Origin of the sequence: Bacillus basilensis (assembly GCF_050630465.1) — a bacterium.
Classification (GTDB): Bacteria; Bacillota; Bacilli; order Bacillales; family Bacillaceae_G; genus Bacillus_A; species Bacillus_A basilensis.
This window is the reverse complement of sequence record NZ_JBNTQO010000015.1, coordinates 65,937-91,298: the sequence shown is the minus strand read 5'-3', so window position 1 is coordinate 91,298 and position 25,362 is coordinate 65,937. Positions and strand designations below refer to the sequence as shown.

The 25,362-nt window shown below is 35.9% G+C and carries 22 protein-coding genes and 1 pseudogene; 3 read left to right on the top strand and 20 right to left on the bottom strand.

The window, feature by feature from the left end:
- Positions 1-114: 114 nt before the first annotated feature.
- A complete protein-coding gene (locus tag ACQVV1_RS22715; RefSeq protein WP_242252783.1) occupies positions 115-2,058 on the top strand; it encodes an elongation factor G in 1,944 nt (647 codons plus the stop codon).
- Positions 2,059-2,128: 70 nt separating this feature from the next.
- Here ACQVV1_RS22715 and ACQVV1_RS22710 read toward each other — a convergent pair whose 3' ends face one another.
- The 18 genes from ACQVV1_RS22710 to ACQVV1_RS22625 form a co-directional block, all read right to left on the bottom strand.
- Positions 2,129-3,241: a cupin domain-containing protein gene (locus ACQVV1_RS22710; RefSeq protein WP_431169543.1), complete on the bottom strand. Its 1,113-nt coding sequence runs from the start codon at positions 3,239-3,241 to the stop codon at positions 2,129-2,131.
- Between the two features lie 14 nt (positions 3,242-3,255).
- Positions 3,256-3,756 (bottom strand): DinB family protein, encoded by a 501-nt coding sequence (locus tag ACQVV1_RS22705; RefSeq protein ID WP_242252781.1) that lies wholly within the window; start codon positions 3,754-3,756, stop codon positions 3,256-3,258.
- Entirely contained in the window at positions 3,753-4,697 is a 945-nt protein-coding gene (locus tag ACQVV1_RS22700) for a fumarylacetoacetate hydrolase family protein (protein ID WP_242252780.1), read from the bottom strand. Before ACQVV1_RS22700 ends, ACQVV1_RS22705 begins: the two co-directional genes overlap by 4 nt.
- 93 nt (positions 4,698-4,790) lie before the next feature.
- The gene (locus tag ACQVV1_RS22695; protein WP_242252778.1) at positions 4,791-5,348 is read right to left on the bottom strand and encodes a hypothetical protein; all 558 of its coding nucleotides are present in this window, start codon (positions 5,346-5,348) and stop codon (positions 4,791-4,793) included.
- Between the two features lie 44 nt (positions 5,349-5,392).
- Complete coding sequence (locus tag ACQVV1_RS22690) at positions 5,393-6,622, bottom strand: FAD-dependent oxidoreductase (RefSeq protein ID WP_242252777.1); 1,230 nt, start codon at positions 6,620-6,622, stop codon at positions 5,393-5,395.
- Between the two features lie 55 nt (positions 6,623-6,677).
- The gene (locus ACQVV1_RS22685; protein WP_242252774.1) at positions 6,678-7,094 is read right to left on the bottom strand and encodes an acyl-CoA thioesterase; all 417 of its coding nucleotides are present in this window, start codon (positions 7,092-7,094) and stop codon (positions 6,678-6,680) included.
- A gap of 20 nt (positions 7,095-7,114) precedes the next feature.
- The gene (locus ACQVV1_RS22680; protein ID WP_431169542.1) at positions 7,115-8,671 is read right to left on the bottom strand and encodes a class I adenylate-forming enzyme family protein; all 1,557 of its coding nucleotides are present in this window, start codon (positions 8,669-8,671) and stop codon (positions 7,115-7,117) included.
- A 101-nt stretch (positions 8,672-8,772) separates the two neighbouring features.
- Positions 8,773-9,951 carry an acetyl-CoA C-acetyltransferase gene (locus tag ACQVV1_RS22675; RefSeq protein WP_242252770.1) on the bottom strand — a complete coding sequence of 393 codons (1,179 nt, stop codon included), beginning with the start codon at positions 9,949-9,951 and terminating at the stop codon, positions 8,773-8,775.
- A 15-nt stretch (positions 9,952-9,966) separates the two neighbouring features.
- Positions 9,967-10,746 carry an enoyl-CoA hydratase/isomerase family protein gene (locus tag ACQVV1_RS22670; RefSeq protein WP_242252769.1) on the bottom strand — a complete coding sequence of 260 codons (780 nt, stop codon included), beginning with the start codon at positions 10,744-10,746 and terminating at the stop codon, positions 9,967-9,969.
- 18 nt (positions 10,747-10,764) lie between these two features.
- Positions 10,765-11,619: a 3-hydroxyacyl-CoA dehydrogenase family protein gene (locus ACQVV1_RS22665; RefSeq protein WP_242252767.1), complete on the bottom strand. Its 855-nt coding sequence runs from the start codon at positions 11,617-11,619 to the stop codon at positions 10,765-10,767.
- 260 nt (positions 11,620-11,879) lie between these two features.
- Entirely contained in the window at positions 11,880-13,262 is a 1,383-nt protein-coding gene (locus ACQVV1_RS22660) for a glycoside hydrolase family 1 protein (RefSeq protein WP_431169541.1), read from the bottom strand.
- Between the two features lie 46 nt (positions 13,263-13,308).
- The gene (locus tag ACQVV1_RS22655; RefSeq protein ID WP_242252762.1) at positions 13,309-13,629 is read right to left on the bottom strand and encodes a PTS sugar transporter subunit IIA; all 321 of its coding nucleotides are present in this window, start codon (positions 13,627-13,629) and stop codon (positions 13,309-13,311) included.
- A 114-nt stretch (positions 13,630-13,743) separates the two neighbouring features.
- Positions 13,744-15,045: a PTS sugar transporter subunit IIC gene (locus ACQVV1_RS22650; RefSeq protein ID WP_242252761.1), complete on the bottom strand. Its 1,302-nt coding sequence runs from the start codon at positions 15,043-15,045 to the stop codon at positions 13,744-13,746.
- A 33-nt stretch (positions 15,046-15,078) separates the two neighbouring features.
- Positions 15,079-15,861, bottom strand: a complete 783-nt coding sequence (locus ACQVV1_RS22645; protein WP_431169539.1) for a histidine phosphatase family protein — start codon at positions 15,859-15,861, stop codon at positions 15,079-15,081.
- 100 nt (positions 15,862-15,961) lie between these two features.
- Positions 15,962-16,264: a PTS sugar transporter subunit IIB gene (locus tag ACQVV1_RS22640; protein WP_242252757.1), complete on the bottom strand. Its 303-nt coding sequence runs from the start codon at positions 16,262-16,264 to the stop codon at positions 15,962-15,964.
- Between the two features lie 193 nt (positions 16,265-16,457).
- Complete coding sequence (locus tag ACQVV1_RS22635) at positions 16,458-17,279, bottom strand: MerR family transcriptional regulator (RefSeq protein WP_242252755.1); 822 nt, start codon at positions 17,277-17,279, stop codon at positions 16,458-16,460.
- 127 nt (positions 17,280-17,406) lie between these two features.
- Entirely contained in the window at positions 17,407-19,629 is a 2,223-nt protein-coding gene (locus tag ACQVV1_RS22630; RefSeq protein WP_242252753.1) for a helix-turn-helix domain-containing protein, read from the bottom strand.
- A gap of 130 nt (positions 19,630-19,759) precedes the next feature.
- Complete coding sequence (locus tag ACQVV1_RS22625; protein ID WP_431169537.1) at positions 19,760-21,118, bottom strand: MFS transporter; 1,359 nt, start codon at positions 21,116-21,118, stop codon at positions 19,760-19,762.
- 320 nt (positions 21,119-21,438) lie between these two features.
- Here ACQVV1_RS22625 and ACQVV1_RS22620 point away from each other — a divergent pair, with 320 nt between their 5' ends.
- Positions 21,439-23,127 carry an amidohydrolase gene (locus ACQVV1_RS22620; protein WP_242253097.1) on the top strand — a complete coding sequence of 563 codons (1,689 nt, stop codon included), beginning with the start codon at positions 21,439-21,441 and terminating at the stop codon, positions 23,125-23,127.
- Positions 23,128-23,179: 52 nt separating this feature from the next.
- Here the strand turns inward: ACQVV1_RS22620 and ACQVV1_RS22615 are convergent.
- Both ACQVV1_RS22615 and ACQVV1_RS22610 read right to left on the bottom strand, forming a co-directional pair.
- A pseudogene (locus ACQVV1_RS22615) lies at positions 23,180-23,835 on the bottom strand (alpha/beta hydrolase).
- A gap of 21 nt (positions 23,836-23,856) precedes the next feature.
- Complete coding sequence (locus tag ACQVV1_RS22610) at positions 23,857-24,324, bottom strand: NUDIX hydrolase (protein WP_063225278.1); 468 nt, start codon at positions 24,322-24,324, stop codon at positions 23,857-23,859.
- 197 nt (positions 24,325-24,521) lie between these two features.
- Here ACQVV1_RS22610 and ACQVV1_RS22605 point away from each other — a divergent pair, with 197 nt between their 5' ends.
- Complete coding sequence (locus ACQVV1_RS22605) at positions 24,522-25,313, top strand: DUF4240 domain-containing protein (protein ID WP_242252747.1); 792 nt, start codon at positions 24,522-24,524, stop codon at positions 25,311-25,313.
- The last annotated feature ends 49 nt before the right edge of the window (positions 25,314-25,362 follow it).

The window sequence follows — 25,362 nt, the reverse complement described above, 5'->3', positions numbered from 1 at the left end:
GGGAATTACATTATAATAGTAATAATTTAAATGGCTGGAGAGTGATTGTAATGCGGCAATACACAAATAGAAATGAGGAAATGAAAATGGGAAATGAAATGAGGATATTTATAAATGACAACAATAAATATAGGGATTGTCGCGCACGTAGACGCTGGCAAGACGAGTTTGACTGAGCGTATTCTTTTTGAAACGAATATGATTAAAGAAGTTGGCCGAGTTGATAGCGGAAGTACGCAAACTGACTCAATGGAATTAGAAAGACAACGCGGCATTACGATTAAAGCATCTGTCGTTTCTTTCTTTATAAATGACTTAAAAGTAAATGTCATAGATACACCTGGACACGCTGATTTTATCGCTGAAGTGGAGCGATCATTCCGCGTTTTAGACGGTGCAATTTTAGTTATTTCTGCCGTAGAAGGTGTGCAAGCACAAACTAAAATTTTAATGCGGACATTACAGAAACTAAACATACCGACTGTTTTATTTGTAAATAAAATAGACCGTAGTGGCGCAAATTCAGAAAAAGTCGTGAAACAAATAAAAGCGATTCTTTCGAATAATGCTTTCCCCTTCTACTCTGCGCAAAACGAAGGAACAAAGGAAGCTCGTATTATCGAATATAAATCATATGAAGATTGTATAGAACGATTAGCGCCATATAATGAATCACTGCTTGCATCATATGTAAATAACGAAATAATTCCGGACGCGCTATTAAGAAACGAACTAAAAAAGCAAATACAGCAAGCAAATGTGTACCCAATCTTTTTCGGTTCAGCAATGACGGGTATAGGTGTAACTGAACTGCTCGAAAATATTCCGTCCTTATTTCCAGCTAATAAGTCGGCAGAAAATGAAATATTATCCGGTGTTGTTTTTAAAATTGAACGTGAATCTTCTGGAGAAAAAATTGCTTACGTAAGAGTTTTTTCTGGTAGCTTACACGTTAGAAAATATGTGGATATACAGCGTGGTGAGTCTCTACCTCATAAGGAAAAGATAAAAAAAATGTGCATGTTTCATAAGGGAAATGCCGTTCAAACTTCTACCGTTCCTAACGGTGAATTTTGTAAAATATGGGGACTGAATGATATTAAAATTGGTGATATTATCGGTGAACGGACGGATTATATAAAGGATATTCACTTTGCCGAACCACAAATGGAAGCTGCCATTGATGCCGTGCCTAAAGAACAAATTCATGATTTATACGCTGCTCTTATGGAACTATGCGAAGAAGATCCTCTCATTAAAGTGTGGAAAGACAATGTTCATAATGAACTATACATTCGTCTTTTCGGTGAAGTACAAAAAGAGGTTATTGAAACAACACTTTATGAGAAATATAATTTACAGGTTACTTTCTCAAATACACGAGTTGTCTGTATTGAGAAACCAATTGGCATTGCGAATTCCATTGAAGTAATGGGAGAAAAAACGAATCCATTTTACGCGACAATTGGTTTTAAAATTGAGCACGGTGAACTTAATTCTGGTATAACATATAAATTAGACGTTGAACTCGGCTCACTACCTTTAGCATTTCATAAAGCGATAGAAGATACTGTATTTCAAACGTTAAAACAAGGATTATACGGATGGGAAGTTACGGATATTATCGTTACGTTAACTCATACTGGTTATGCTAGTCCTGTTACAACAGCGAGTGACTTTAGAAACTTAACACCGCTCGTATTAATGAATGCTTTAAAGCAAGCTGAAACATATGTATATGAACCAGTAAATGAGTTTGAATTAACTGTACCTGAGCACGCAATTAGTACCGCAATGTATAAGCTCGCTGCCATTCCAGCAACCTTTGCAGAGCCTATATTCAATAATGATTCTTACCAGTTAACAGGATCATTACCTGTTGCGAAAACAGAGAATTTCAAACGAATGCTCCATTCATTTACTGAAGGAGAAGGTATATTTACAACGAAGCCAGCTGGTTTCACAAAGTTGACGGCTCCCTTCCCTATTCGAAAACGTGTTGATTATAATCCTCTGAACCGGAAAGATTATTTGCTTCATGTTTTGAAAGCTTATTAATTAACAAATAGAAAAAAGCGCCCTCTTGTATGATATATTCCTTACTAGAGGGCGCTTTCTTCATACAATATTAAGGTAGGGCTGGTTCAAACTCCCCTGTAATTGTTTGATATCCATTATTGTTCTCATATTCCTGTTTCCGCTCTAACCCGAATTTTTCTAAAATAGGAAGATCATTTGTTGAAAATACATAACTATTTTCTAGTGCAACGTGTTCGTGCCATGCCCAGTTTGGTACGACAAAGAAATCTCCTTTAGACCAGTCAAAGCGAACACCATTAATTATCGTATATCCTGATCCTTCATGCACATGATAGATTGATGCATGTGTATGGCGATGCGCTTTTCCTTTGAATCCCTTCGGCAATTTTTGCATCCAAGCTGCAATCGTTGGACACGCTGTTTCACCATTCGATGGATTTATATATTCAACCGCATAACCATCGTATGCATCTGGTTCAAAACGACTTAATCCATTAAGTGCCGCTTCCGTCCCTGCCCATTTATAAGAACTAAGTGGAGCTTTCTTTGCATCTCGGTCCGAAACCGGTCGAACCATTCCACCTTCATAGCGCTGAGTAGTATAATTGTCCGGCACATTGGGCTGTTCAATTTTTTCTGGATATGGCTCGAAGAACGTACCACCAAGATAATAAATGGTCGGAATATCAAGGCAATCCATCCAAATCATCGGTTTGTCACCTGTATGACCATGTCCATGCCAAAGACCATTTGGCGTTGTTAAGAAGTCGCCCCGTTCCATGAAAATACGCTCTCCTTGCACAATTGAGTAAGCCCCTTCTCCCTCCATGACGAAACGTAATGCATTTTGAACGTGCCGATGTGATGGAGCAGTTTCTCCAGGTTGTATCAATTGAACCGCTGCATATAACGTTTGTGTAGTCGATGCCCATCCCCAAGGTTTTCTATAGTTAAGTCCTGGATTTTGTAAGTAAATGGCCCGGCGTTCTCCCCCTCGGTCTGGTGTAAATATTTGCGTTGCTTCCGTTAACTTTTTTTGAAGCAATTCAGATTTCCAAAGGTATGCTTGTGCATGAGGTTCCGGTGTATGTTTCATTAAATCTGGGATCGCGTTCCATAGCGGGCCAAGATGGTATTGTTCGATATCACGATTGAAATCTTGTACAAGGTCACTTTCAAAAAAAGCATTTTTTTCCGCCATTTTATTTGCCTCCTTTATCGGTCATTAAACTTACATAAATTCCGCTCGATTTGTTTATAATGCTTTTCTGTATGTTCTACGATGAGGTGATTCACAATAAAATCAATCGACTTATTGGTAAAACGAGGATTACGACTCGGAGCCTGAATCTTTAACTCTTCGTCTGTTAATGTGGTCAGTACTTTTTCTATGGTGAGTGGTATAGAAGACAGCTGCTCAATGACTTCTTCTATAGTCTGATTATGAATATTCTCTTCTGAAACCGCTTGTAGGCGCACTTCATCCGTTAAACCACGGCCCCATAAATTTTCATGATTTACTTTAATATTACTAATTTCTTTTGCCCAATACGGAATAGCTTCTGCTACATGTGTAATGATCTGCATAATTGACCATTCATCTTCTGAAGGTTTCCAGTAGATGATTTCCTCTGATAAAGGCTTAACGATCATTTTTATCTTATTGATTGATTCATAAATAGACTCGGCCGCATGGGCTTGTAAGTTTTTCGTCATAGCACTGGCACCTCTAACTTTTGTCTCACTTTATTTTCTAATACACCTACTCCATCAACTTCGATTCGAACGATATCTCCATCTTTAAGAAATACTTGCGGATTACGTGCAACTCCTACACCACCTGGCGTACCTGTTAAAATGACGTCCCCTGGCTCTAGTGTCATTAGACTAGATAAAAACGAAACGAGATATTGTACCGAGAATACTAAATTAGCAGTATTAGACTGTTGACGTTTCTCTCCATTTACCGTTAATATGATTTCCAAACCAGATGGGTTCTTTAATTCATCTGAAGTAATTAACCATGGCCCCATTGGAGCACTTCCTTCAACACTCTTCCCTTGAAGCCATTGAATTGTACGGCGCTGAATATCACGATAAGTAATATCATTTACAATTGTGTAACCAGCTACATATTGGAGGGCATCTCCTTCCGAAACATTTCGGGCACGCTTTCCAATTACAAAAGCAAATTCAGCTTCATAATCTAATTGTTCTGAAATCGGATAAAACGGAATATCATCTTGCGGGCCGACTACTGTATTCGCAAATTTTGCAAAGATAACCGGAAAAGCAGGTAATTCGCGTTTCATTTCCAAAATATGTTCACGATAATTGTGACCTACACATATAATTTTTCCTGGCGAAGGTACCGGAGCCTCAATTTTCACTTCACCTTCTTCAAATACCAATTTTTCTTTATGGTTTTTCATAAGTGCATAATCAATTGCCTCTTTTGCTAAATTCATACTTTCTGTTCCACCTTGTAAAAACCCATTCATATCCTTTGGTATATACGCCTCTGCAATTTGAGTGGCCCGAAGGTTTCCCTCGCTTGTCAGTTTCGCTTTATAAGCAGCATGCAAATCAATCAAATTCCCGTTTTCTAAAGCTGCAACTCTCGTTTCTCCATTATGTGTAAAAGTAACAAGTTTCATAGTAATCTCCCTTTCCTCTAAATAATTGAAAGTTCTACCGTCTCAAATAATCGAGAACGATGGTAGCGTATAACTTTCCCACCTCACTTTTTGTTATAAAAGATAAAAAGTATTTCGCTCTGGACCAAGTGGTATATGTCCCAATTCTATTAACTCTACTATTGGCAGAAACACATTTTTTTCTTCGGCTAATTCAGCGGCACATGCAACAGTACTTATATACATCGCATGCCCAACTAGAAATTTCACTACTTTTTCCTCTCCGAAATGTTTGAACGCTTCTTTATAAACACCATGAAAAATTGCTTCTGGTACTTTATCTACAACATCAATAAGAAGTTTTTCGTTACCTACACGTACAATTTTTTCTTTCAATTGATCAGGCACTTCTGCTAGCGTCCCCCATAAGTCATTATCTTCAAATGAAATTCGTTCAATTGTCTCACTTAATTGTTTTCTTGAAATCCATTCAATTTCATATTCACTAATGTTTAGAGCACGCATAAATTGATCTATTTTCTTCTCAGCCTCTAAATTTTGCTTTCCAATGTTGCTATACCAGTTCATCGTCATGAACCGCTCAATCATTCCATTTGTAGAACGGGCATGGGAACCATACTTTTCTTCATTTATGAATTGAGACAAACCCATTTCTTATCGCTCCTTTCATATTACTTATCTAATTTTTTATCATTTTAATATTTTGTCGTCAGTTCAGGAGGTCCAAATTTCGGTCCGTACGGTCCCTCATCAAGCCATCTTCCAAGCCTCGGAACGATAGCTACCAATGAAGCAGCAATATCTCGTTTCATATTCATTTCAGGAGAATTCCCTTGAAGATGGTGAAGTGCTGTAGTTGATGCATCGCGGTTCCACTGCGCTGCAATTCGGCGTTCTTTTGCAGCTGCTTCAATTGCTTCCACTCGCTCTTCTTCGAAATGGGATTGTAACGCTTTCTGGACACCTCTTGCAGCAAGAACTGCATCTGGAATACCAGAATTTAATCCACGTGCTCCGAATGGGGCAAATAAGTGTGCTGCTTCTCCAGCTAGAAGAACACGACGTTTTTCGTCAGTAAACGAATTTGCCACTACTTGATGGAAACGATAAGAAGACACCCACGTAATTCTCTCCGCATATTTAGCATCCATGACTTTCGGCAACCATTTCTTTACACTTTCAATATTTGTATAATCATCTGGATTATCTGATTCAAGCAGTTGTAAATCGATACGCCACCCGCCTTTAAACGGAACAAACATTACATTTCTTCCTTCCATAGCTGGATGCTGATAATGGAATATTCTTTCTAAAGGAAGTGGATCTGTTTCATCTTCTTTTGCATCCACGACTATAAAAGTATCTGCTGTACGTGGACCTTCAAACGTTAATCCTGCTTGCTCTCTTACGATGGAACGTGCTCCATCACATCCAATTACATACTGAGACTTTAAGATTTCGTCATTTGTGATTGTTAGTTCTACCCCAGAGTCTGTAATGTGTAACTTCTTGACCGGGGCATCCCAAAGGAATTCAACGCCCGCATTTATACAAGCCTCATACATATACTTTTCAATTTCATCTTGATGAAGAGCTGTGAAATGAGGTAATCGGTTAAACTTAAGGTTTTCATCCTTACCGTAATCTCTTACATATACTTCTTTCCCCTTATAAAACGTTCGTTTTACCGGCCAAATAATTCCGTTACGAGCAAGTGTAAAACCGAGGTTTTCTACAGTTTCCTCTAGTAGTTTTAACGAAGCGCTATGCAAATAAATTGCTCTACTTCCTGGACGTGGTCTTCCATATGAATCGGCCTCAATTACTAACGTTGATATCCCCTTCTTTTGTAATGCAAGTCCTGCTACAAGTCCGACTGGTCCTGCCCCAACAACAATGGCATCATATGTTTTTTCTTTTTCCATCACTATCTCCCCTTTATTAACAATTTCTCGTTACGGTATCCTTACTCGTTCTTCTTTAACTTTCTACAGTTTTTATCTCTGGCATCATCTTCTGCCGAATATATTCAGGTATTAGCTGCGCTTTCACCTTTTCTTTAAAAGAAGTCCATGCACGAGTTTCATAACCTTCTGCCACAACCTGTTCCCCTTTTACAAAAACGTGCTGAATTGTAAAAACTTTATTATGCAATTCGTTCACAGTACTTTTCACAATTACTTGATCTTCAAAACGAAGAGGTGACTTAAATTGACATTTCGCTTCTAGTAACGGCAAACCAATTTGTTGTTCTTCGTAAAGTTTGACTGAAGGAAAACCAATTTTTTTAAAATACTCATGAGTTGCTTCATCCATCCATTTATAAAAATTGGGATAATATACAATGCCCGCCGCATCTGTATCTCCCCACCTTACTTGAAATGTATACTCTTCCATTATTTCTTCGCCCCTATCTATTAAACTGTCGGACTAATATTTGAAGATACTTGTTCTTTCAGTTTCAATTTTTGAATTTTTCCACTTGCTGTTACAGGAAATTCATCCGTAAAGATCACTTTCTCTGGTAGTTTATAAATTGCCATTTTCTCTTTAAGATAGAGTTTTATTTCTTCTTCTGTACTTACTTCCCCGTTCTTTAATCGTATGACCGCACAAGCCACTTCCCCTAGCACTTTATCTGGAAGGCCTATAACAGCTGCTTCGATTACTTTCGGATGTTTCATAATGACTGCTTCAATTTCCTGTGGATAAACGTTAAATCCACCCCTTATAATCATCTCTTTCTTTCGTCCTACGAACCTTAAATAACCTTGAGAATCAAGTGTGCCTAAATCTCCTGAATAATACCAACCTTCATTATCTAAGACCTGATTTGTCTGTTCAGGCATATTATAATAACCTTTCATTACTCCAAATCCCTTAACTGCGATTTCTCCTACTTCTCCGGGCGGGAGCGCTACTCTATTTTCATCTACAATTTTCAATGTTACTCCTGGGATTGCCTTTCCGAGAGTTTCTGTTATATTCTGCTTTGTATCATCATACGAGGTCATCGTAATAGAAACCGTTTCAGTTATCCCAAATGATTGGCAAAGGTTAATGCCCATCCGTTCTCGAATCTCCGTCACTGTTTTTGCTGGAATAGGTGCAGCACCAACTAACCCGGCACGTAATGAAGATAAATCATATTTATCAAAGCCCTCTAACTCTAGTTCCTTTATAAACATAGTTGGTACACCTTTTTGAATGGTTACCTTTTCTTGTTCAATTAATTGTAAAGTTTTGCGTGGGTGGAATTTTTCTTGTAATATGATCCGTCCTCCCATTGCTACTGCGCAAAGCATATTAATTGCCATACCGAAAATATGAAATAGTGGTGCTGAAATAATGAATACATCCTTTTGTGTACAATGCAGCTCTGTTCCTATCGTTCGTGCAGATTGTACAACGGCACGATGTGTAACCATTACACCTTTTGGAGTTCCCGTCGTCCCTGACGTATATAAAATGCAAAACAAATCATCGTTCACATTTATATGAACTGGTTCAATATCCATTTTTTCTGTACGAATTAACTCCTCATATGGACAGTAATTCTCATGTAAAAACCGTACTGTAATAACCTTTTGTACTTTATTAACGACTTTTTCAAAACCAAAATTCTTTTCAAATTCCCCTGAAGCTATTAATAGCTTTGGATCTGAACTTTCCAATATATACTCAATTTCATATGATTTATATTTTGGGTTAAATGGAACGATTATCGCTCCCAATTTCGCAGCTGCAAAATAGATTACTACTGTTTCGGACCAGTTTGGTAGAGATACGGCGATACGGTCTGCTTTACCTACTCCTAGTCTCTTAAATGCCGTAGCCAAACAATCTACTTCATGTTTCAATTGTTTGTATATAATTCGTCTCGTTAAATCATATATTGCTTCTTTTTCACCGTAAGATGAAGTAACCGTTTCTAACAGCTCATACACCGATAATAAGTTTTTATCCTTTTTCATTGTCCCACTCACTTTCTATCGTCTTACCAACTAGCCCGAATTTTTCACTTTAAGAAACGATGTAGGTAAAACCAGGAAGGACTCTCCCTGGCTTGTTCTCCCTAGTACAACGCTTCCCAAATCGCTGCAATTCCTTGACCTCCGCCAATACAAACAGCGGATACTCCATATTTTTCATTTCTTCTTCTTAATTCATAAATTAATGATAGAGAAATTCTAGTTCCACTCGCAGCAAGTGGATGACCTATTGCAATTGCCCCACCGTTTACATTTGCTTTTTCAAGATCGAATCCTAATTCTTTTTGACAAGCTAAATACTGCGCAGAAAATGCTTCATTAATTTCAATCAAATCTAAGTCTGCCAAAGTTAAATTTGCTTTTTCTAATGCACTTTGAATAGCTGGAACTGGACCGATTCCCATATACTTCGGTTCTACTCCTACAACAGCCCAAGAAACGAGCTTAGCAATTGGTTGCAATCCTCTATCTTTTGCAAAGTCGCTCGATGCTAAAACAACTGCGGCTGCACCGTCCACCATGCCGCTTGCACTACCAGGAGTTACAACGCCATTTTCCACAAAACGAGGTTTTAACTTGGCAAGTTTTTCTAGACTCGTATGACGGATATGCTCATCCTCTTCAATGACTTGTGCTCCTTTTCTTCCTTTCACTGTTACTGGAACAATCTCTTCTTTGAAATACCCTTTTTCTCTTGCTAAAAGAGCTCTTTCATGACTCGATAGTGCATGCTGATCTACTTCTTCTCTCGTTACGTTATATTTTACAGCTAAGTTTTCAGCCGTTTCGCCCATCGTACATTTACCATACGTATCATACAGACCATCCCATAACCAATCTTCTATTACCGGACCGCCGAGTGGACTTCCCCATCTCATGCCAGGTATTACATGTGGCACTTGGCTCATATTCTCCGTTCCTCCGGCAAGCGCAACTTCTGCTTCCCCACTAAGAATATAGCGAGCGGCCGTTAAAATAGATTCAACACCCGTTCCGCAAAGTCGGTTGATTGTCAAAGCTGGGACATGAATAGGCGCTCCGGCTTTTAAAGCAACATGCCTCGCCAATAAATGTGCGTCTTTGCTAGATTGCTGAACATTACCAACTACAACTTGATCAATATCTTCAGCAGATATAGTAGCTTTTCGTATTGCTTCCTTAGCAGCAATAGCTCCTAAATCTGTTGCATTCACGCCTCGGAAAGACCCCGAAATTTCAGCGAACGGAGTCCTTGCTCCTTCTAATAAAACAATTTCTTTCATATCCTTTTCACCTCATTATTTCCCTAAATAAACTGGTTTTCTTTTTTCAACGAATGCTTGTAATCCTTCCTTACGATCCTCTGTTGCGAAAGCATTCCCAAAACAGGTGCTTTCGATGATTAAGCCTGTTTCAAGATCAGCATTGCTTCCTACATTTACCGCAGTTTTTAACATTTGAAGTGCTACTGGAGGTTTTTTTGCCAATTTATATGCCCATTCTTTTGCTGCTTCAAATAACTCTTCTGCAGGTACTATTTTGTTGATAATATGTAAATCAAACGCACGTTTCGAATCAAACATGTCTCCGAAGTAGAGTAATTCTTTCGCTATACCTTGGCCAACAATCTTTTGAAGACGCTGCGTTCCTCCGCCTCCAGGAATAATTCCAAGTCCCACTTCTGGAAAAGCAAATTTTGCTTGATCCGAACAAATGCGTAAGTCACATGCAAGTGCAAGTTCAAAACCGCCACCAAGGGCCAATCCATTAATCGCAGCAATAACTGGTTTTGATATATTTTCAATTTTGCTAAATACCGTTCGTGAAGTTTTATTCATTTTGTTTACACCGACAAGATCAAGTGCTGCCATTTCATTAATATCAGCACCTGCGACAAATGCTTTCCAGCCGCTTCCTGTAAGAATGATTACTCGTACATCTTCATTTGCTTCTAGTTCACTAAATAGACTGGAAAGTTCATGAAACACTTGTGTATTTAGCGGATTTACAGGTGGCCGATTAATCGTAACAATCGCAACTTTATTTTCAATTTCACAAATTAAAAACTCGTAATTCATAACTTTATCCCCCATTCTTTATTCATAATCATAAAAACCTGCACCTGTTTTTTTACCATGTCTACCTGCTCTAACTAGCTGTTTTAAAAGAAGCGGCGGTGCGTATTGATCATTGTTTAATTCTTCTTTAAAGTACTCCATCACGTGATAGCCAATGTCTACACCTGCAAAATCTTGTAGTGTAAACGGCCCCATCGGATAATTAAGACCAAGTGTAACTGCCTTATCAATATCTTCTGCAGATGCAACCCCATCTTCAAGCAATTTAATTGCTTCAATAAATTGTGGAATCATAATTCGATTTACAATAAAACCCGGTGAATCTTTCTTTACTTCAACTGGTTCTTTCGAAAGTCTTTTGGATAGCGCTTTCAATTCTTCAACGGTTTCATCACTCGTTTTATAGCCTCGAACAACTTCTACAAGTTTCATAAGTTGTGCAGGATTAAAGAAATGCATACCTGCTACACGTTCTGGACGATTCGTTGCTGAGGCAATCTCTGTTATCGACATAGATGAAGTATTTGTCGCCAATATAACTCCTTCTGGAACGATTCGATCCAGTGCTGCAAACACTTCTCTCTTCAACTCTAATTTTTCTAACACGGCTTCAATAATTACATCCGCATCTTTCATATCTTCTAAATTTGTAGTCATTTGAATGCGGTTAAGTGCCTCTTGTTTATCCTCTTCAGTCATTTTTCCTCTCGTAGCACTTTTCGTCATAAAACCATTCATACGTTGCATTGCACTATCTAAATAACGCTCTTCAATATCGTGTAAAATAACTGTAAATCCATGTAATGCTGCTAGATTTGCAATGCCAGAACCCATAGATCCTGCACCGACAATACCAATTGTTTGAATTGCCATTTTGCTACCCCCTATAGTAACTTTTTTAATATTCTGTAAATAAATTATATCTATATTCAAAAAGTTTTTGTATGTACATAGTATAGGAAATACACATATTTCTTTCATACATTTTGAGGGTATTCATTCCAATTTAAATGGCTTTATATTCTATCTGGAGAAAGGTAGAGTCATTTTTCAAAAAAAAGTGCGCACCTCAAAATAAATAATTTTTTCTTGAGGTACGCACTCTATGATGTGAAATTCGAAACTATATGTTATCATTCTTTACCATTTGATGAAATAACTTCTTTATACCAATAAAAGCTTTGTTTCTTTATTCTTTTTAAATCTTTTAAATCGTCTTCATCACGATTTATATAAATAAAACCATATCTTTTTCTAAAACCTTGATGTGTAGAAATTAAATCGATTGCCGCCCAAGGACAATAACCAATTACATCCACTCCATCTGCAATTGCCAATTCCATCTGTTCAATATGCTTTTTCAAATAATCAATTCGGTAATGATCTTGCACAGACCCATCTTCATCGATTTTGTCGTAAGCGCCTATCCCATTCTCTGTAACGATAATTGGCAAGTTATAACGATCATTCACTTCTCTTAATGTAGCTCGGAAGCCAATTGGGTCAATCTCCCAACCGAAATCAGTTAATTCTAGATATTCATTATCGTCACCCATGAAGAACCCTTCTTCACCTACTTCAATTTGTTGATCAGCAGCTTCATTAATTACAAAGTTCTCATCATATTCGCTAACAGTAATAGAAGAATAATAATTAAATGCAATATAATCTGGTTTTGAACTAGCTAGAATCTCCATATCTCCCTCTAAAATTTCTGGTTCGATGTTTTTACTTTTCATGAAATTCCAAGCGATATTGTTATATCGTCCATATACAGCCATATCAAGATATAACCAATTACGAATTGCATTACAATTTTGCGCTGCAATTATATCATTCGGATTGCACGTTTTCGGATACACATAACTAATATTTGGTGCTGGGCCAATTTTAGCGTCTTTTATCATTTTATGACATAAATTTGTAACCTTAGCTTCTGCTAAAAGCATGTGATGATTTTGTTGATATAACTCTTTTTGAGATAATACAGATGTACCAATAGCCCCACCGTGTAAAATCATCATATTCTGCTCATTTATCGTTAACCAATTTTTAACTCTATCTCCAAATCGATCAAATAGAATTTCACAATATGTAACAAAAGCATCGATAGTAGCATGGTTGCTCCAGCCACCCTTTTTCTCTAATTCATGCGGTAAATCAAAATGATACATTGTTACTAGTGGTACGATATCATGCTTTAGCAATTCATCAATAAGATCACTATAAAACGCGATACCTTTTTCATTCACTTCTCCAGTTCCATTTGGAATAATTCGAGTCCAAGCTATAGAAAAGCGATATACTTTCAGTCCTAATTCAGAAAAAAGTTTGACATCTTCTTTAAAATGATGATAATGATCACTGCAAACTTTGAAATCTGACGTACCTTCAGGAATAACTTTCACATCTTGAACAGAAAGGCCTTTCCCATCTTCATTATAGGCGCCTTCTACTTGATAGGCACTTGTGGAAGCTCCCCATAAAAAGTCTTTTTTAAATGTAGTATTGAGCATATTTACCTTTCCCTTTCAAAAGTAGTATTGTTCTCGTTTGTTTCTATTATTTTTGTTTCACTAAAAATGTTTCATAAACAGTTATAAGCTCTTCTGCAATGATTTTAAATCCTTCTGCACTCATTAATTGATCTTCTGCGTGTGCTAACAATAAGCTTACTTCTACTTTTTCACCAGCAGCTTCTTTACTAATTAATTCAGCGTGAGCTCTATGACCTTCAATAAAAGTTTCACTGCCTTCATTCATTAATTGTCTTGCATTTTCAAAGTTACCCATTTTTGCTTCTTGTATTGCTTCAATATATGAAGATCGTGCACTACCTACTGCTGATATAATTTGAAATACTACTAATTCATTTTGTTCCATAACAATTCTCCTAACATTTTTTTATTTTTATAATTCGAAAATACAATCAGCGGTTTTTTGTTCATCCCCACTGATTATTAGCACCCAACAATTGGGCTTTTGCGGGATACATGATTATTGCTGTGTTGCTGCTTGTTGTTCTGCTTCATAAGCCTTTTTATCTCCCATTTTAAAGAACGGATAATATAATAGAATTTGAGAGATAATGATTAAAACAGTCATGATAAGTAGTAACCAACCACCAGAAATATAAGCTGCAAATGGTGCTGGTGTTACCCATGGTAATTCAATAAGTGGGTTGAAATTAGATAAAACCCCTGTAAGTTTAAGGAATACGATACCAATTAATCCGCCTACTATTGAAGATGTTACCAATGGAACAAAGTAGATTGGATTTAGAACAAGCGGTAATCCAAAGACAATTGGTTCATTTATATTAAAGATATTTGGAACGATACCGATTTTCCCAAGTGATTTATATTGCTCCGATTTCGCAAATAGCAGGTTTATTGCTAAACCTAACGTATTTCCTGTTCCACCAATAACGACTGCAAAATGCATTAACGTAAATGCTAAATAAGGAATTTCCGAAAAAGGTGTTCCTGAAGCAAAAGCTGTAATAGCTGCCGTAAATAACGGAGCTGTCGCACTATACCATACATTTATAATTGGTGCTGGGTGTAAACCGAAGAACCAACATATATTCATAAAAGTAAAGATAGCAATAACTGACCATACAGACGATCCGATGACTTTTACAGGTAACGAGATTACTTGACTCACAAAGTTAAAAATATTTTCATATGGAGTAAAGCCAAATATTACTCTTATAAAGAAGATAAGCGTGAAAATGATGATTGAAATAAACACAGGGTTAATCGCATCAGCTACCATAGGAGGTACTGATTCTGGCAATTTCACTCCAATATTTTTCCTTTTTAATGAACAATACAGTTTACTAGTGAAAACCCCGACAAACATGGCAACGAATATTCCATCACTACCTAAATACTGATTTAAAATAGCCGGAATTTGTTCTTCTCCTACTTTAATAGACATTGGCATTAAGCATAAGAAACTACCTAGCGCTATAACAGCAGCCGTCATTCCATTCATGCCTTCCTCTTTCGCATAGGAATACGCGATAATGACAACCATATAAACTGCTAATAAACTTAATGTCGCACTAATCATGTCTTGCATATGCGTATATAAACCAATTTGAATTAAAAATTCTTTCCACCCTTTAAATGGTAGATTACCTAAAATAGCAAATAACGTAACACCGATCGTAACAGGAATTGTCATCATCATCCCTGATGTAATCGCATTTACAACTTTACTATTTCCGAGATAATTTGTTAGCGGTGTGATGATTCGTTCTAGTCCGTTTTTAGTCCCTTCTAACAGTTTCATAATTACCTCCAACATTTTTAGATTTTGTTACATCTACTTTTTACCTTTTTCTACATAGCTCATATCATTTACAGATTGAATTTTATATTTCCCGTCTTTATACACAACTTTTGAAACACTTGCATTTCCTAATCCTTTTTCAACCTCATTTAACGATTCAGGAGATATTGCATATAACAGGTCCATTAATGATGTACCATGTGATACGACAAGAACTTTCCCGCCGCCACCTTCTGCTACTTCTTCTGCAATTTGATCAACTTCTTTTTTCATTCTCTTTGTAACTGTTTCAGTATCTTCAGCCTGTTTACTACTATCGATTTTCGCTGCAGTTTTTTGCATAATATCAACATCAAAATTGTTCATAAACTCTTCATAAGTCATATTATTAGCTTGCGCGAGTTTTTCCCGAAACGTACGATTTAACTCCCCTTCAAACTCACCGAAACACGCTTCCCGCAAATTTTCACTTTGGTTGATATTCATATCTTTATTTCCACTATGATCTAATACAATTTTCGCTGTTTCTATTGCACGTCCACTATCACTACTATATGTCTTATCAAACTTAGTCCCTTTCAAACCTTTTCCAAGGTATTCTGCTACCGCAACACCATCTTTCGTAAGTGGTGCATCCGCCCAACCTTGTACTCTATCAGTCGTATTTAACATTGTTTTTCCATGTCTTACTAAATAAAATTCAACCGGCTTTTCTTCTTTTTTCTCTTTACCTTGCTCTACCTTATTAGGCGAACATCCAAATAAGGACACTGTCAGAGAAGCTACTAAACAAAACGATACTATTTTTTTATTCATCGTATAATCTCCTTATAGGGCATTTCTTAATGAATATATGTAACAAGCTATTTTGACTGATTAAATATGTAGCATCACTTTAATCAGTCAAAATGATATATCAGTCTCCTAAAATATCTTTTACTCGTTCCATTACTTTCTTCCCATCTAACATGCCATAAGCTGCCATATCAATTACTTCAATATTCTTTTCTGGTAATTGGCTTTTCACAGTATTTAAGGCATATCGAACTTGCGGCCCTAATAAGATCACATCGGCTGTCGGTCCAACATTTTTTGCTTCTGTTAATGCATAAGCATTAATCTCACAGTTATATCCTGTTGATTCTGCATATCCTCTCATTTTATTCATCAACATACTCGTAGACATACCCGCATTACATAAAAGTACGATATTTTTCATATTAAAAACCTCCAATAATTAATTTAAGCGATTTATGCTCCATTAGTTGTAACCGCTTACTTCATGAGTTCAATATAAACTATGGTCTAAGACTAGGGTCAATAACTTATTTTATATAAATATTGAATAAAACTTTTTATTTCAAAAAAATGCATGTAACTGTAGACAGTGTCTAACAATTACATGCATTTTTTCACTTTGTACTATTTGATTTAATAATAGGAATCATAATAATATAATGTTCAACAGTATTTTCTTGATTCTTTGTTTCACAAACGTATCGACATAAAATATCTCCGTTAAGAGAGTATCCCTGTTCCTGTATAATATGTAGTGGCTCATCTAATATTAACGAAGATAATGGTTCATTTACATCTTTTTCATATAAGTAATGCAAGCACTCTCCCATTTCTATTTGAAAAACTGAATCATCTATAGGTAATTGGCACTCTTTCATCTTCAATTCAGATATGGCCATTACCCAGTAACTATTATCTATATTTTTCCCTTTATATTCTTCAAGTGGAATACACAAAGCTGTGGAAACGGTTGGCAAGAAATTTAACCATTTTTTTAATAGTGGATTTACACATAGCGTTCCTTCATTTAAATGAACATGTTTGAGAAAATAATAAGTCTCAGCTTGTTTTATAACCCACCGCTTATCTTCTTGTTTATATTCTTTTAATAAGCTCATAAATTCATTTATTTGTTTTGTTTCTAATTCTAACTGTTTTATCGCTTCATCTTTTTCAGCTATTTTATCATTACATTTTTTCATGATGTCATCATATTCTAAACCGTTAAAAATCGATCCAATTTCTTTAACATGAAACCCCATTTGTCGAAAACTTCTAATTGCTAAAAATACCCCAAAATCCTCATATGTATAAAATCTAAAACCGTTATCTTTATCTTTTTGTGGTTTTAGGAATCCTTTCTTTTCATAAAATCGTAAAGCATCTATTGAAACTCCAAATTCCTTTCCTACTTCGCCTATTTTGTATTTCTTCATACCTATCACCTTCAAATCTATAATTCCTACAAATACCTTTATAGTGTAACAAGTTTTGAAAAACAATTATATACAAAATAAAAAGAGATTTCGTATGAATACAAAACCTCTTTTTATCAAGTTCAAACTAAAATATTAACTTCAATTCCCCTATCACTTCACCATGCATATCATAAAGCTTTAATGCCATCATTAAATTAAATCTCACTTCAGCATCATTTAAATCAACTGAAATAAGTGATTCAATCTTTTCGAGCCTGTACAGTAGAGAACTTCGATGAATAAAGAGTTCTTCTGCAGCGCTTTTTACATTTCCATTGTTTTGTAAGAATACATGTAATGTATGATATAAATCAATATTCTTTCCTTCTGAATATGCAAGGAGCGGACCAATTTGTTTTTTTACAAAAAGCTCTACGGCTGTTGAATGATTTAAATGATGTAAAATAGCGTACGATCCTAAATCTTCAAATAGTGCATACCCTTTTTTTCTGAAGCGGCTATCTAAAATATTTAGAGCCTGCACGGCTTGCTGATAACTAATATAGTAGTCTTCTAATTGTTTTGTCACACCACCAATCCCTAATAATACTTGGCAACCAATAGGTGATGCGTGTATCCATTTTTGAATGCTATGAAACATCGATTCCCAAAATGTATCGGCTCTCTTCTTCTGCTCTTCGATAGGAACAATTAAAAGTTGCTCATCATTATGAGATACTGCTAAAATGCCTGTCCCTAGTTCCGGTAGACGGGTCTTAATTAAGTCCCATATAAGTGACTTTTTCGCTTGTTGTTCAAGTAAGTTTCCTTTTTTCAATTCTTTTTCATCAAGCGATATGGATAATACGGCTACTCTATGTTTTTTGAAGAGATTCCATTGATACAAGTTGGCATATTGCAAAATGTTATCTCGATCTTCAATTTTTTCAGTAAGTAATTTACTAATAAAGCTATCTTTCATTTGTTCTTTCGTATCAAGAACGAGCTTTTGTTTAATAAACTGGATGGAACATATATTTCGGGCTAAATCTACTGTTAGTTGATCAAATTCATCCATCCCTCCATTCTTTCTTCGTACTGCTAAATAACCTAAGAAATTACCGCCCCCATTTATAATCCAAAATGAAAAACAATAATCTATATGATTTGGATCAGTAATATGGAACGTATCATTCATTCTTTGATTTTTGCGTTCTTCTCTTGCTAAATCAGCCAAATGTTCTGCTAAACGACTATCCTTTTCATCATGAAAGGCTATAGGTTGCATAAATCTATCGAAAATAAATACTGTATCTTGAAACAGACTACCAAGCATTGTTGTAATACCTTCAAAGTTATTATCATCGACTGTTTCTTTTAATAAAGCTTGCTGGTAATCTAATAGAAAATGAAGTCGTTGTTTATGCTCTTTCTCACCATTATATAATCTTGCATTATCAAGTATCGTGGCCAAATGATTCGCTATCATTTCAAGTGATTTTGCATCTGCTTCCGTAAAAACCCCTTTGCATTCCTTTTCAACATGTAAAACCCCAATTGGTTTCATATCAATAATGATTGGAGCAGTAAACTGTTCACCACCAACCGTTTCAAAAAATGGGAAGTGCTCTTTTAGTACATATTTATCTTCAACCATAATTTTGAATGGGCGCTTCATTTCTCCATATGATGGTGGTTGAAAAACAAAACAATTTTCAGCCTCGTTATACAGGTAAACACATGAAAAATGAGCGTTTGTTTCCATTCCAGCTTTAGAAGTTACCTCATATATATGCTCTTCTAACGGAACATCTAACGACAGGTTTTTACTAATCCATCCAAAACCTTCAATTTTTTTCAACTGCGATTCTTTTTGTCTAGCCACAGCTATTGCCACGGCTATATCTCTTCCAAACTCTTCAAATGATATTTCCATATCTAAAAGTGGAACATAACTTGAAAACGCAACAACACAAAAACCAAAATGCTGTATGTCATCTTTTAATGGGACAGTAAACCAAGTCTCTACACCAGCACTTTTCAACGTTTCCGCTAGTAGGCACACTTCTGGTGAATCTGCCGTTTGATCCGTTATACTTTGATACTGGAGTCTTGATGAACATTCATCAGAGTGAAGAGGAAAAGCTGAAGCTAAAGAAGTTAAATTTCCGCTCCAAGCCTTTGGTAAAAATTGTCCTCCTTCATTAAAAATGACAGCTACGAAATTACAATGTAATTCCGCGCAAAAGGAATGAGTTAAATACTGAAGTGCTTCTTCTTCGGTATCAATTTTAATAAGCTGACGTGATGTATTTCGCAAATGATATTCAATTCTTTTCATTAACCGCTCCCTCTTATTACCAGACATGCCCCATCCCCCACTTTATCTTTTCTATCTATTGTATAAGAAGCGTTACATAAAATAAAACTAAATATTAAAATTATTCAGCGAACAATTTGAAATCCCGAAGAAATATATCCCCGGGATTAATTGTTTATTATTTTGCTGTAGTTACGTTGCTATCTCCGCTTACAATCTCTTTTTTCTCTTTATAATAAATTCCATGTTCTTCTTTCACAAACAACATTGCTATACCGCCAATTACAGCAGCGCTCGCAATAGCCGCAAAATTATATTGAGGTAAGAAATGCATAGAAAGTAGTACACCTACAAAAATCGGAGCGACCACACCTCCAAGACGCCCAAACGCCATTGTACTTCCTACCGCTGTTGATCGCATATTGCTAGGATAGTATTGAGAAACAAATGCATTTGACATATTTTGTAGTCCAACTGAAGAAGCACCAATTATAGAAATTAACAAAAATCCAACAAACATGTTATTCGCAAATCCAATTAGGGATAACGCAATCGCTCCACAGAAAAATAATGGAACAAGTACCTTTTTGAATCCAACTTTATCCACGATTGGACCGAATATGAGTGTACCAACGATAGCGCCAATTTGCATGACAGCTGTAAATGAAAGACTTGATTTCAGGTCGTATCCTGACTGCATCATAAGTCTTGGTAACCAAGTATTCATAGAGTAAATGAGCACAAAAGCACTAAAACAGGAAATCCAAAACATAATCGTACTTACTGCGCGTTTCTCCTCAAATAACTTAACAACAGGAGAACCAACTTCTTTAGTTGATGGTTTTATAAATTCAATCGTCGCATCTTCACTTAATTTCGGATTTACTTTCGCTATTACTTTTTTAGCTTCTTCTATTTTTCCTTTCCCTAGAAGAAAACCAACAGACTCTGGAATACTTTTCATTAAAAATGGAAGAAACAATAACGGAATTCCCGCTAACCAAAAGACTGGTTTCCATCCTGCTGCCATGAGAAGTGATCGACTTGTAAGTGCTGCTGCCATTGCCCCAACCGAATATCCGCAAAAAATAAAAGATACAATAGCAGTTCGAACTCGTTTCGGCGAAAATTCAGTTGCTATAGCAATTACATTCGGCATAACTCCGCCAAGCCCAATACCAGCGATGACACGAAAGACTGTAAATGTAACAGGATCGTTCGCAAAACCAGATAGAAATGTAAATATACTAAATAAGGTTGTAGTTAACAGTATAATATTTTTACGACCAATTTTATCAGCTAATAAACCGAAGAAAATAGCACCAATTGCCGTTCCTATAACTGTATAACTACCAATTGCCCCTGCTGTAACATCCGATATCCCCCACTCTTTAATGAGCGACGGTACTGCTGCTCCATAAATAACAACATCATATCCATCAAATGCAATTACGATAAATAGCCAAAATATTAACCAAAGGTGCATGGAATGAATACGACTCTCATCTATCACATTCATTGGGTTAATCGATTTCATCTTAATAACCTCCTTAAATGGCGATTTTTCTTTTCTCGGCCTCTAAAAATAGTAAACGCTTTCGATTATCCCTTTCTGATTTTCTGAAAAACTTTCTGAATTTTCCGTATTTAAATTGTAATCATTACTTTTAAAAATTGTTATCCGCTAATTATAGGAAAAAGTAAAGTAATATTCCTATAATTAGCGGACTTCGCTTCATAGGATTTGAATTTCCGTCTATCGAACTTCTGTAATGAAAGTAGCGAATCAAAATCAAATTATAGAGAATTGGGGTTGATACATTGAAAAGGTTTATTTCTATTTTCATTAGTCTCACTATGCTTTTTATGTTAGTAGGATTTGAACAGGCGAAAAAAGATGCTACAAAACTAGCAGACACCATTTTTATTAACGGAAATGTCTATACGGTAGAAGCAAAGCAACCTTGGGCAGAAGCAGTTGCGATTAAAAACGGGAAAATTATTTATGTGGGTAATACGAAAGGTGCAAAAAAATACAAGAATAAGAATACAAAGATCATTGATTTAAAGGGAAAAATGTTACTTCCAGGATTTGTTGATAGCCACCTTCATGCTTCCGAAACTGTAAACTCTCTTTATTCTGTTGACTTAGTAAACGCTAGAACAGTTGATGAATATGTTCAGGCAGTTGAACAGTATAGGAAAGAACATAGTGATGTAAAAGTTATTCATGGGGCTGGTTGGAGCAATACCCTTTTCTCATCATCTGGTCCGACAAAAGATTTATTAGATACTGTTGTGAAAGACATTCCTGTCGCTTTAATTTCCGAGGATTATCATTCCGTTTGGGCAAATTCGAAAGCGCTTGAGATAGCTGAAATTACAAAAGATACTCCAAATCCTAACGGTGGAGTAATTGAACGAAATGAAAACGGTGAACCGTCCGGTACGCTTCGTGATACCGCAACGAATCTTGTACTAGACAAATTACCAAAGTACAATACGGAACAGTATAAAGAAGGTTTAAAAACTTTCCAACAACTCGCAGCGAGTAATGGATATACACAAGTAAATGATGTCGTTGTTCCTCAGCAAGATACTGTCATTGAAGCACTAACAATGCTCGAGAAAGAACAAGCGTTATCTATTAGACATAGCCTTGCATTAACGATACAACCAAGTGAAGGCCAGGAGCGCATTCCTTATGTAAAAGAACAGCGTGCTAAATTACAAGGCCCACTTGTAAAAATGAATACGGTCAAGTTATTTATGGATGGTGTACTTGAAGGCGGAACTGCCTACTTACATGAGCCGTATAACAATAAACCAAACTATTACGGCGTTCCTGTTTGGGAAAAACCAGCATTTGAACAAATGGTTCAAACATTAGACAAAGAGAAATTCCAAGTTCATATCCACTCTATCGGTGATGCTGCCACTACAGAAACATTAAATACATTAGCTATCGCTCAAGAACAAAACGGAAAACGAGATAGTCGCCATAAGATTACACATCTGCAATTAGTAAAAGAAAATGATATAAATCGTTTTAAAGATTTAGGTGTCATTGGTGTTCCGCAGCCAACGTGGTTTCTTAAAGACGGAGAATACTTTTCACAAGCTGTCGAATTATTAGGAGAAGAGCGTGCAAATGAACAATATCCTATGCGAAGTTTCATAAATAAAGGTGTTGTTATGGCTTCTTCTAGTGATTATCCCATTACACAAGGACCTTACTTCTCCCCTCTAGCTGGCATTCAAATGGGGATTACTCGTACAAGTTTACAAGATACAAATTCACAAAACGCTTTAAACCCAAAAGAAAAAGTAAGTTTAGCAGAAATGATTAAGACTTATACTATAAATGGAGCCTACGCCAATTTTTTAGAGAAAGAAACTGGATCTATTAAAGTCGGCAAAAAAGCAGACCTCGTTGTATTAGACAAAAACTTATTTAAAATTCCAAAACATGATATTCATAAAACGAAAATTTTACTGACTCTATTAGAAGGAAAAGAAACATTTCGTCATACAGAGTTTCGTTAATTTCAACATAAAAAAGAGGTGCATGAAGCACCTCTTTTTTATGTTGGAACAATTATAATTCAGCTCTACTTGTTTCTATTGTTTCTTTCAGTTTTCTCATTATTTTCGCTATCGCTTCAATTGAACTTTCTGTTTCATATTCTCCAACATTTAAAGAATGATTTGCGTTTTTAACAACATCAATCGTTAAATTCGTTTTATATAACTGATCAATTTGATTTGCATTGTATTGGTGATCTTTATCCCCAATTACTAAAAGCCCTTCGTGACTACTATGTAAAATAGAATCAAAAATGGAATCAAAAGTTAGTAAAGGTGTAAGTACTATCATTTTTGACTGTAAAAATCTTCTCTCTTCATTAAATTATTTGCAATCGGAATTGTTCCAAGTGACTTCCCTAAAAACATAGTCTCGTTGTATTGCTCATCTTTTAATACTTCATTCATTATAGGATTAATATCATCCATCATTACTTTCGTTACTTCTTCTATCGGTTTATTCATTACCTGTTCGTCGTAAGAATAATAAATATGAACAACATCAATTTTATGTTCAAGCATAAGCATCGTCGCGTAATAAAATAACGGCTTATCATAATTGTATCCTGAACCTGAAAACATAAAGCAAACCCTACTAGAACCTTTTTCGATATGTGTGTAATGAATTACTTTGTCATTTATATGTATCTCTTTTTTAGTCCCCTTCATCGTTTTCCCCTCCAAATACGTTTATTTTTGTAATATGATATGTTCTGTGTGAACTGATACATCCTTTACTTTCACTTTTATAAATGCTGGTTGTAAGTTATATGCATGTAACTCTTCTACCGGCACCCACTTAAATAAATATGTTCTACCCTCTTCTTCCAAAATATATTGATCCGCTCCATTTGCAGGCAATTCATCTAGCTCTACTTCATAATAAAAACTAATCTCATGAAACTTCTGCTCAGAAAGCGTAAAGAAATTTTCTACTGACCATATTAATCTCTTCCCTTTAATAGGAACAGCTAGTTCTTCTGCAAGCTCCCGTTTTAATGCATCTTCACTATTTTCTAGCATTTTCACTCTTCCACCCGGTACGTACCAAAAATCTTCGCCGTCACCTTGCAGAATGAGTATTTTATTATTATGTTTACAAATTGCTCCGACGCGGTAGTTAAAACATGTTTCCTCAACTTTGAACGTAAGATCCATCCGTAATGTCCCCTTATATAATTAATATCTAATTATTACAAAAAGATTATCTAATTATTGTACAAATAAGGTTACTAAATTTATCCACTTCATTCAATCATTTTCGAATTTTCCAAACTCTTATTTTTTATCATTACAAGTGTATATGCATATGTTACAATCACAATTCATACTAGAAAAACATAATGGGGGTACGAATGGAAACGTTATTAATCCAACAAAATGAGAAATCAAATAAGTTTTGGAAAATCGTTGTGAAAGAAAAAGACTACGTTGTGTTTTACGGAAAAATCGGCACAGCTGGTAGTGTGAAAGCGAAAGAATTTGAAACAGAAGAAGAGTGTATAAAAGAAGCTAGCAAACTAGTTGCTTCTAAACGTAAAAAAGGATATACAGAACCATGCCTTGGGGAAGATTATATAAAAGAAAAAACGATAACAGAAGAAGAATTTTGGGAACTACTTAATCGTGCAAAAACGAAAGGTGAAGACCAGGAAGAACAAATAGAATGGCTTACTTCTCACCTCGCTAAACGTACAGTACATGAAATTGTAGCTTTTGATACGCATATGCATCGTATTTTGAAAGACTCTTATACATCTCGCTTATGGGCAGCAGCCTATATTATTTTAGGCGGTTGTTCGGATGATTGTTTTGATTATTTCCGCGGATGGTTATTATATCAAGGAAAAGAAACTTACGAGGCGTGTATTGAAGATCCAGGGCAGTTAATACCTGTATTAGAAAATATGAGCGAGTATGATGTTCCAGAAATAGAAGAACTTACGCTATATTTCGGACAAGAAGTATATATGGAGAAGACTGGGGATGAAGATGATACATACTTTACACTATACCATGTCTTATCAAATGAAGAATTTGAGGAAGTTGATATCGAGTTAGACTGGGATGAAGATGACGAAGAAGGTTTGAAAAAGATGTTTCCTATGCTATGGAAAATGTACGGGGAAGAACCGATTGAGTGTTAGACTAATATTAGGCCTCTGTTTAATCAATAAACAGAGGCCTTTTTGCATA

Excerpts from the sequence above, each read along its gene's own strand:
- ACQVV1_RS22715 (WP_242252783.1), top strand. The coding sequence starts at position 115 with ATGACAACAATAAATATAGGGATTGTCGCGCACGTAGACGCTGGCAAG.
- ACQVV1_RS22710 (WP_431169543.1), bottom strand. The coding sequence starts at position 3,241 with ATGGCGGAAAAAAATGCTTTTTTTGAAAGTGACCTTGTACAAGATTTC.
- ACQVV1_RS22705 (WP_242252781.1), bottom strand. The coding sequence starts at position 3,756 with ATGACGAAAAACTTACAAGCCCATGCGGCCGAGTCTATTTATGAATCA.
- ACQVV1_RS22700 (WP_242252780.1), bottom strand. The coding sequence starts at position 4,697 with ATGAAACTTGTTACTTTTACACATAATGGAGAAACGAGAGTTGCAGCT.
- ACQVV1_RS22695 (WP_242252778.1), bottom strand. The coding sequence starts at position 5,348 with ATGGGTTTGTCTCAATTCATAAATGAAGAAAAGTATGGTTCCCATGCC.
- ACQVV1_RS22690 (WP_242252777.1), bottom strand. The coding sequence starts at position 6,622 with ATGGAAAAAGAAAAAACATATGATGCCATTGTTGTTGGGGCAGGACCA.
- ACQVV1_RS22685 (WP_242252774.1), bottom strand. The coding sequence starts at position 7,094 with ATGGAAGAGTATACATTTCAAGTAAGGTGGGGAGATACAGATGCGGCG.
- ACQVV1_RS22680 (WP_431169542.1), bottom strand. The coding sequence starts at position 8,671 with ATGAAAAAGGATAAAAACTTATTATCGGTGTATGAGCTGTTAGAAACG.
- ACQVV1_RS22675 (WP_242252770.1), bottom strand. The coding sequence starts at position 9,951 with ATGAAAGAAATTGTTTTATTAGAAGGAGCAAGGACTCCGTTCGCTGAA.
- ACQVV1_RS22670 (WP_242252769.1), bottom strand. The coding sequence starts at position 10,746 with ATGAATTACGAGTTTTTAATTTGTGAAATTGAAAATAAAGTTGCGATT.
- ACQVV1_RS22665 (WP_242252767.1), bottom strand. The coding sequence starts at position 11,619 with ATGGCAATTCAAACAATTGGTATTGTCGGTGCAGGATCTATGGGTTCT.
- ACQVV1_RS22660 (WP_431169541.1), bottom strand. The coding sequence starts at position 13,262 with ATGCTCAATACTACATTTAAAAAAGACTTTTTATGGGGAGCTTCCACA.
- ACQVV1_RS22655 (WP_242252762.1), bottom strand. The coding sequence starts at position 13,629 with ATGGAACAAAATGAATTAGTAGTATTTCAAATTATATCAGCAGTAGGT.
- ACQVV1_RS22650 (WP_242252761.1), bottom strand. The coding sequence starts at position 15,045 with ATGAAACTGTTAGAAGGGACTAAAAACGGACTAGAACGAATCATCACA.
- ACQVV1_RS22645 (WP_431169539.1), bottom strand. The coding sequence starts at position 15,861 with ATGAATAAAAAAATAGTATCGTTTTGTTTAGTAGCTTCTCTGACAGTG.
- ACQVV1_RS22640 (WP_242252757.1), bottom strand. The coding sequence starts at position 16,264 with ATGAAAAATATCGTACTTTTATGTAATGCGGGTATGTCTACGAGTATG.
- ACQVV1_RS22635 (WP_242252755.1), bottom strand. The coding sequence starts at position 17,279 with ATGAAGAAATACAAAATAGGCGAAGTAGGAAAGGAATTTGGAGTTTCA.
- ACQVV1_RS22630 (WP_242252753.1), bottom strand. The coding sequence starts at position 19,629 with ATGTCTGGTAATAAGAGGGAGCGGTTAATGAAAAGAATTGAATATCAT.
- ACQVV1_RS22625 (WP_431169537.1), bottom strand. The coding sequence starts at position 21,118 with ATGAAATCGATTAACCCAATGAATGTGATAGATGAGAGTCGTATTCAT.
- ACQVV1_RS22620 (WP_242253097.1), top strand. The coding sequence starts at position 21,439 with ATGCTTTTTATGTTAGTAGGATTTGAACAGGCGAAAAAAGATGCTACA.
- ACQVV1_RS22610 (WP_063225278.1), bottom strand. The coding sequence starts at position 24,324 with ATGGATCTTACGTTCAAAGTTGAGGAAACATGTTTTAACTACCGCGTC.
- ACQVV1_RS22605 (WP_242252747.1), top strand. The coding sequence starts at position 24,522 with ATGGAAACGTTATTAATCCAACAAAATGAGAAATCAAATAAGTTTTGG.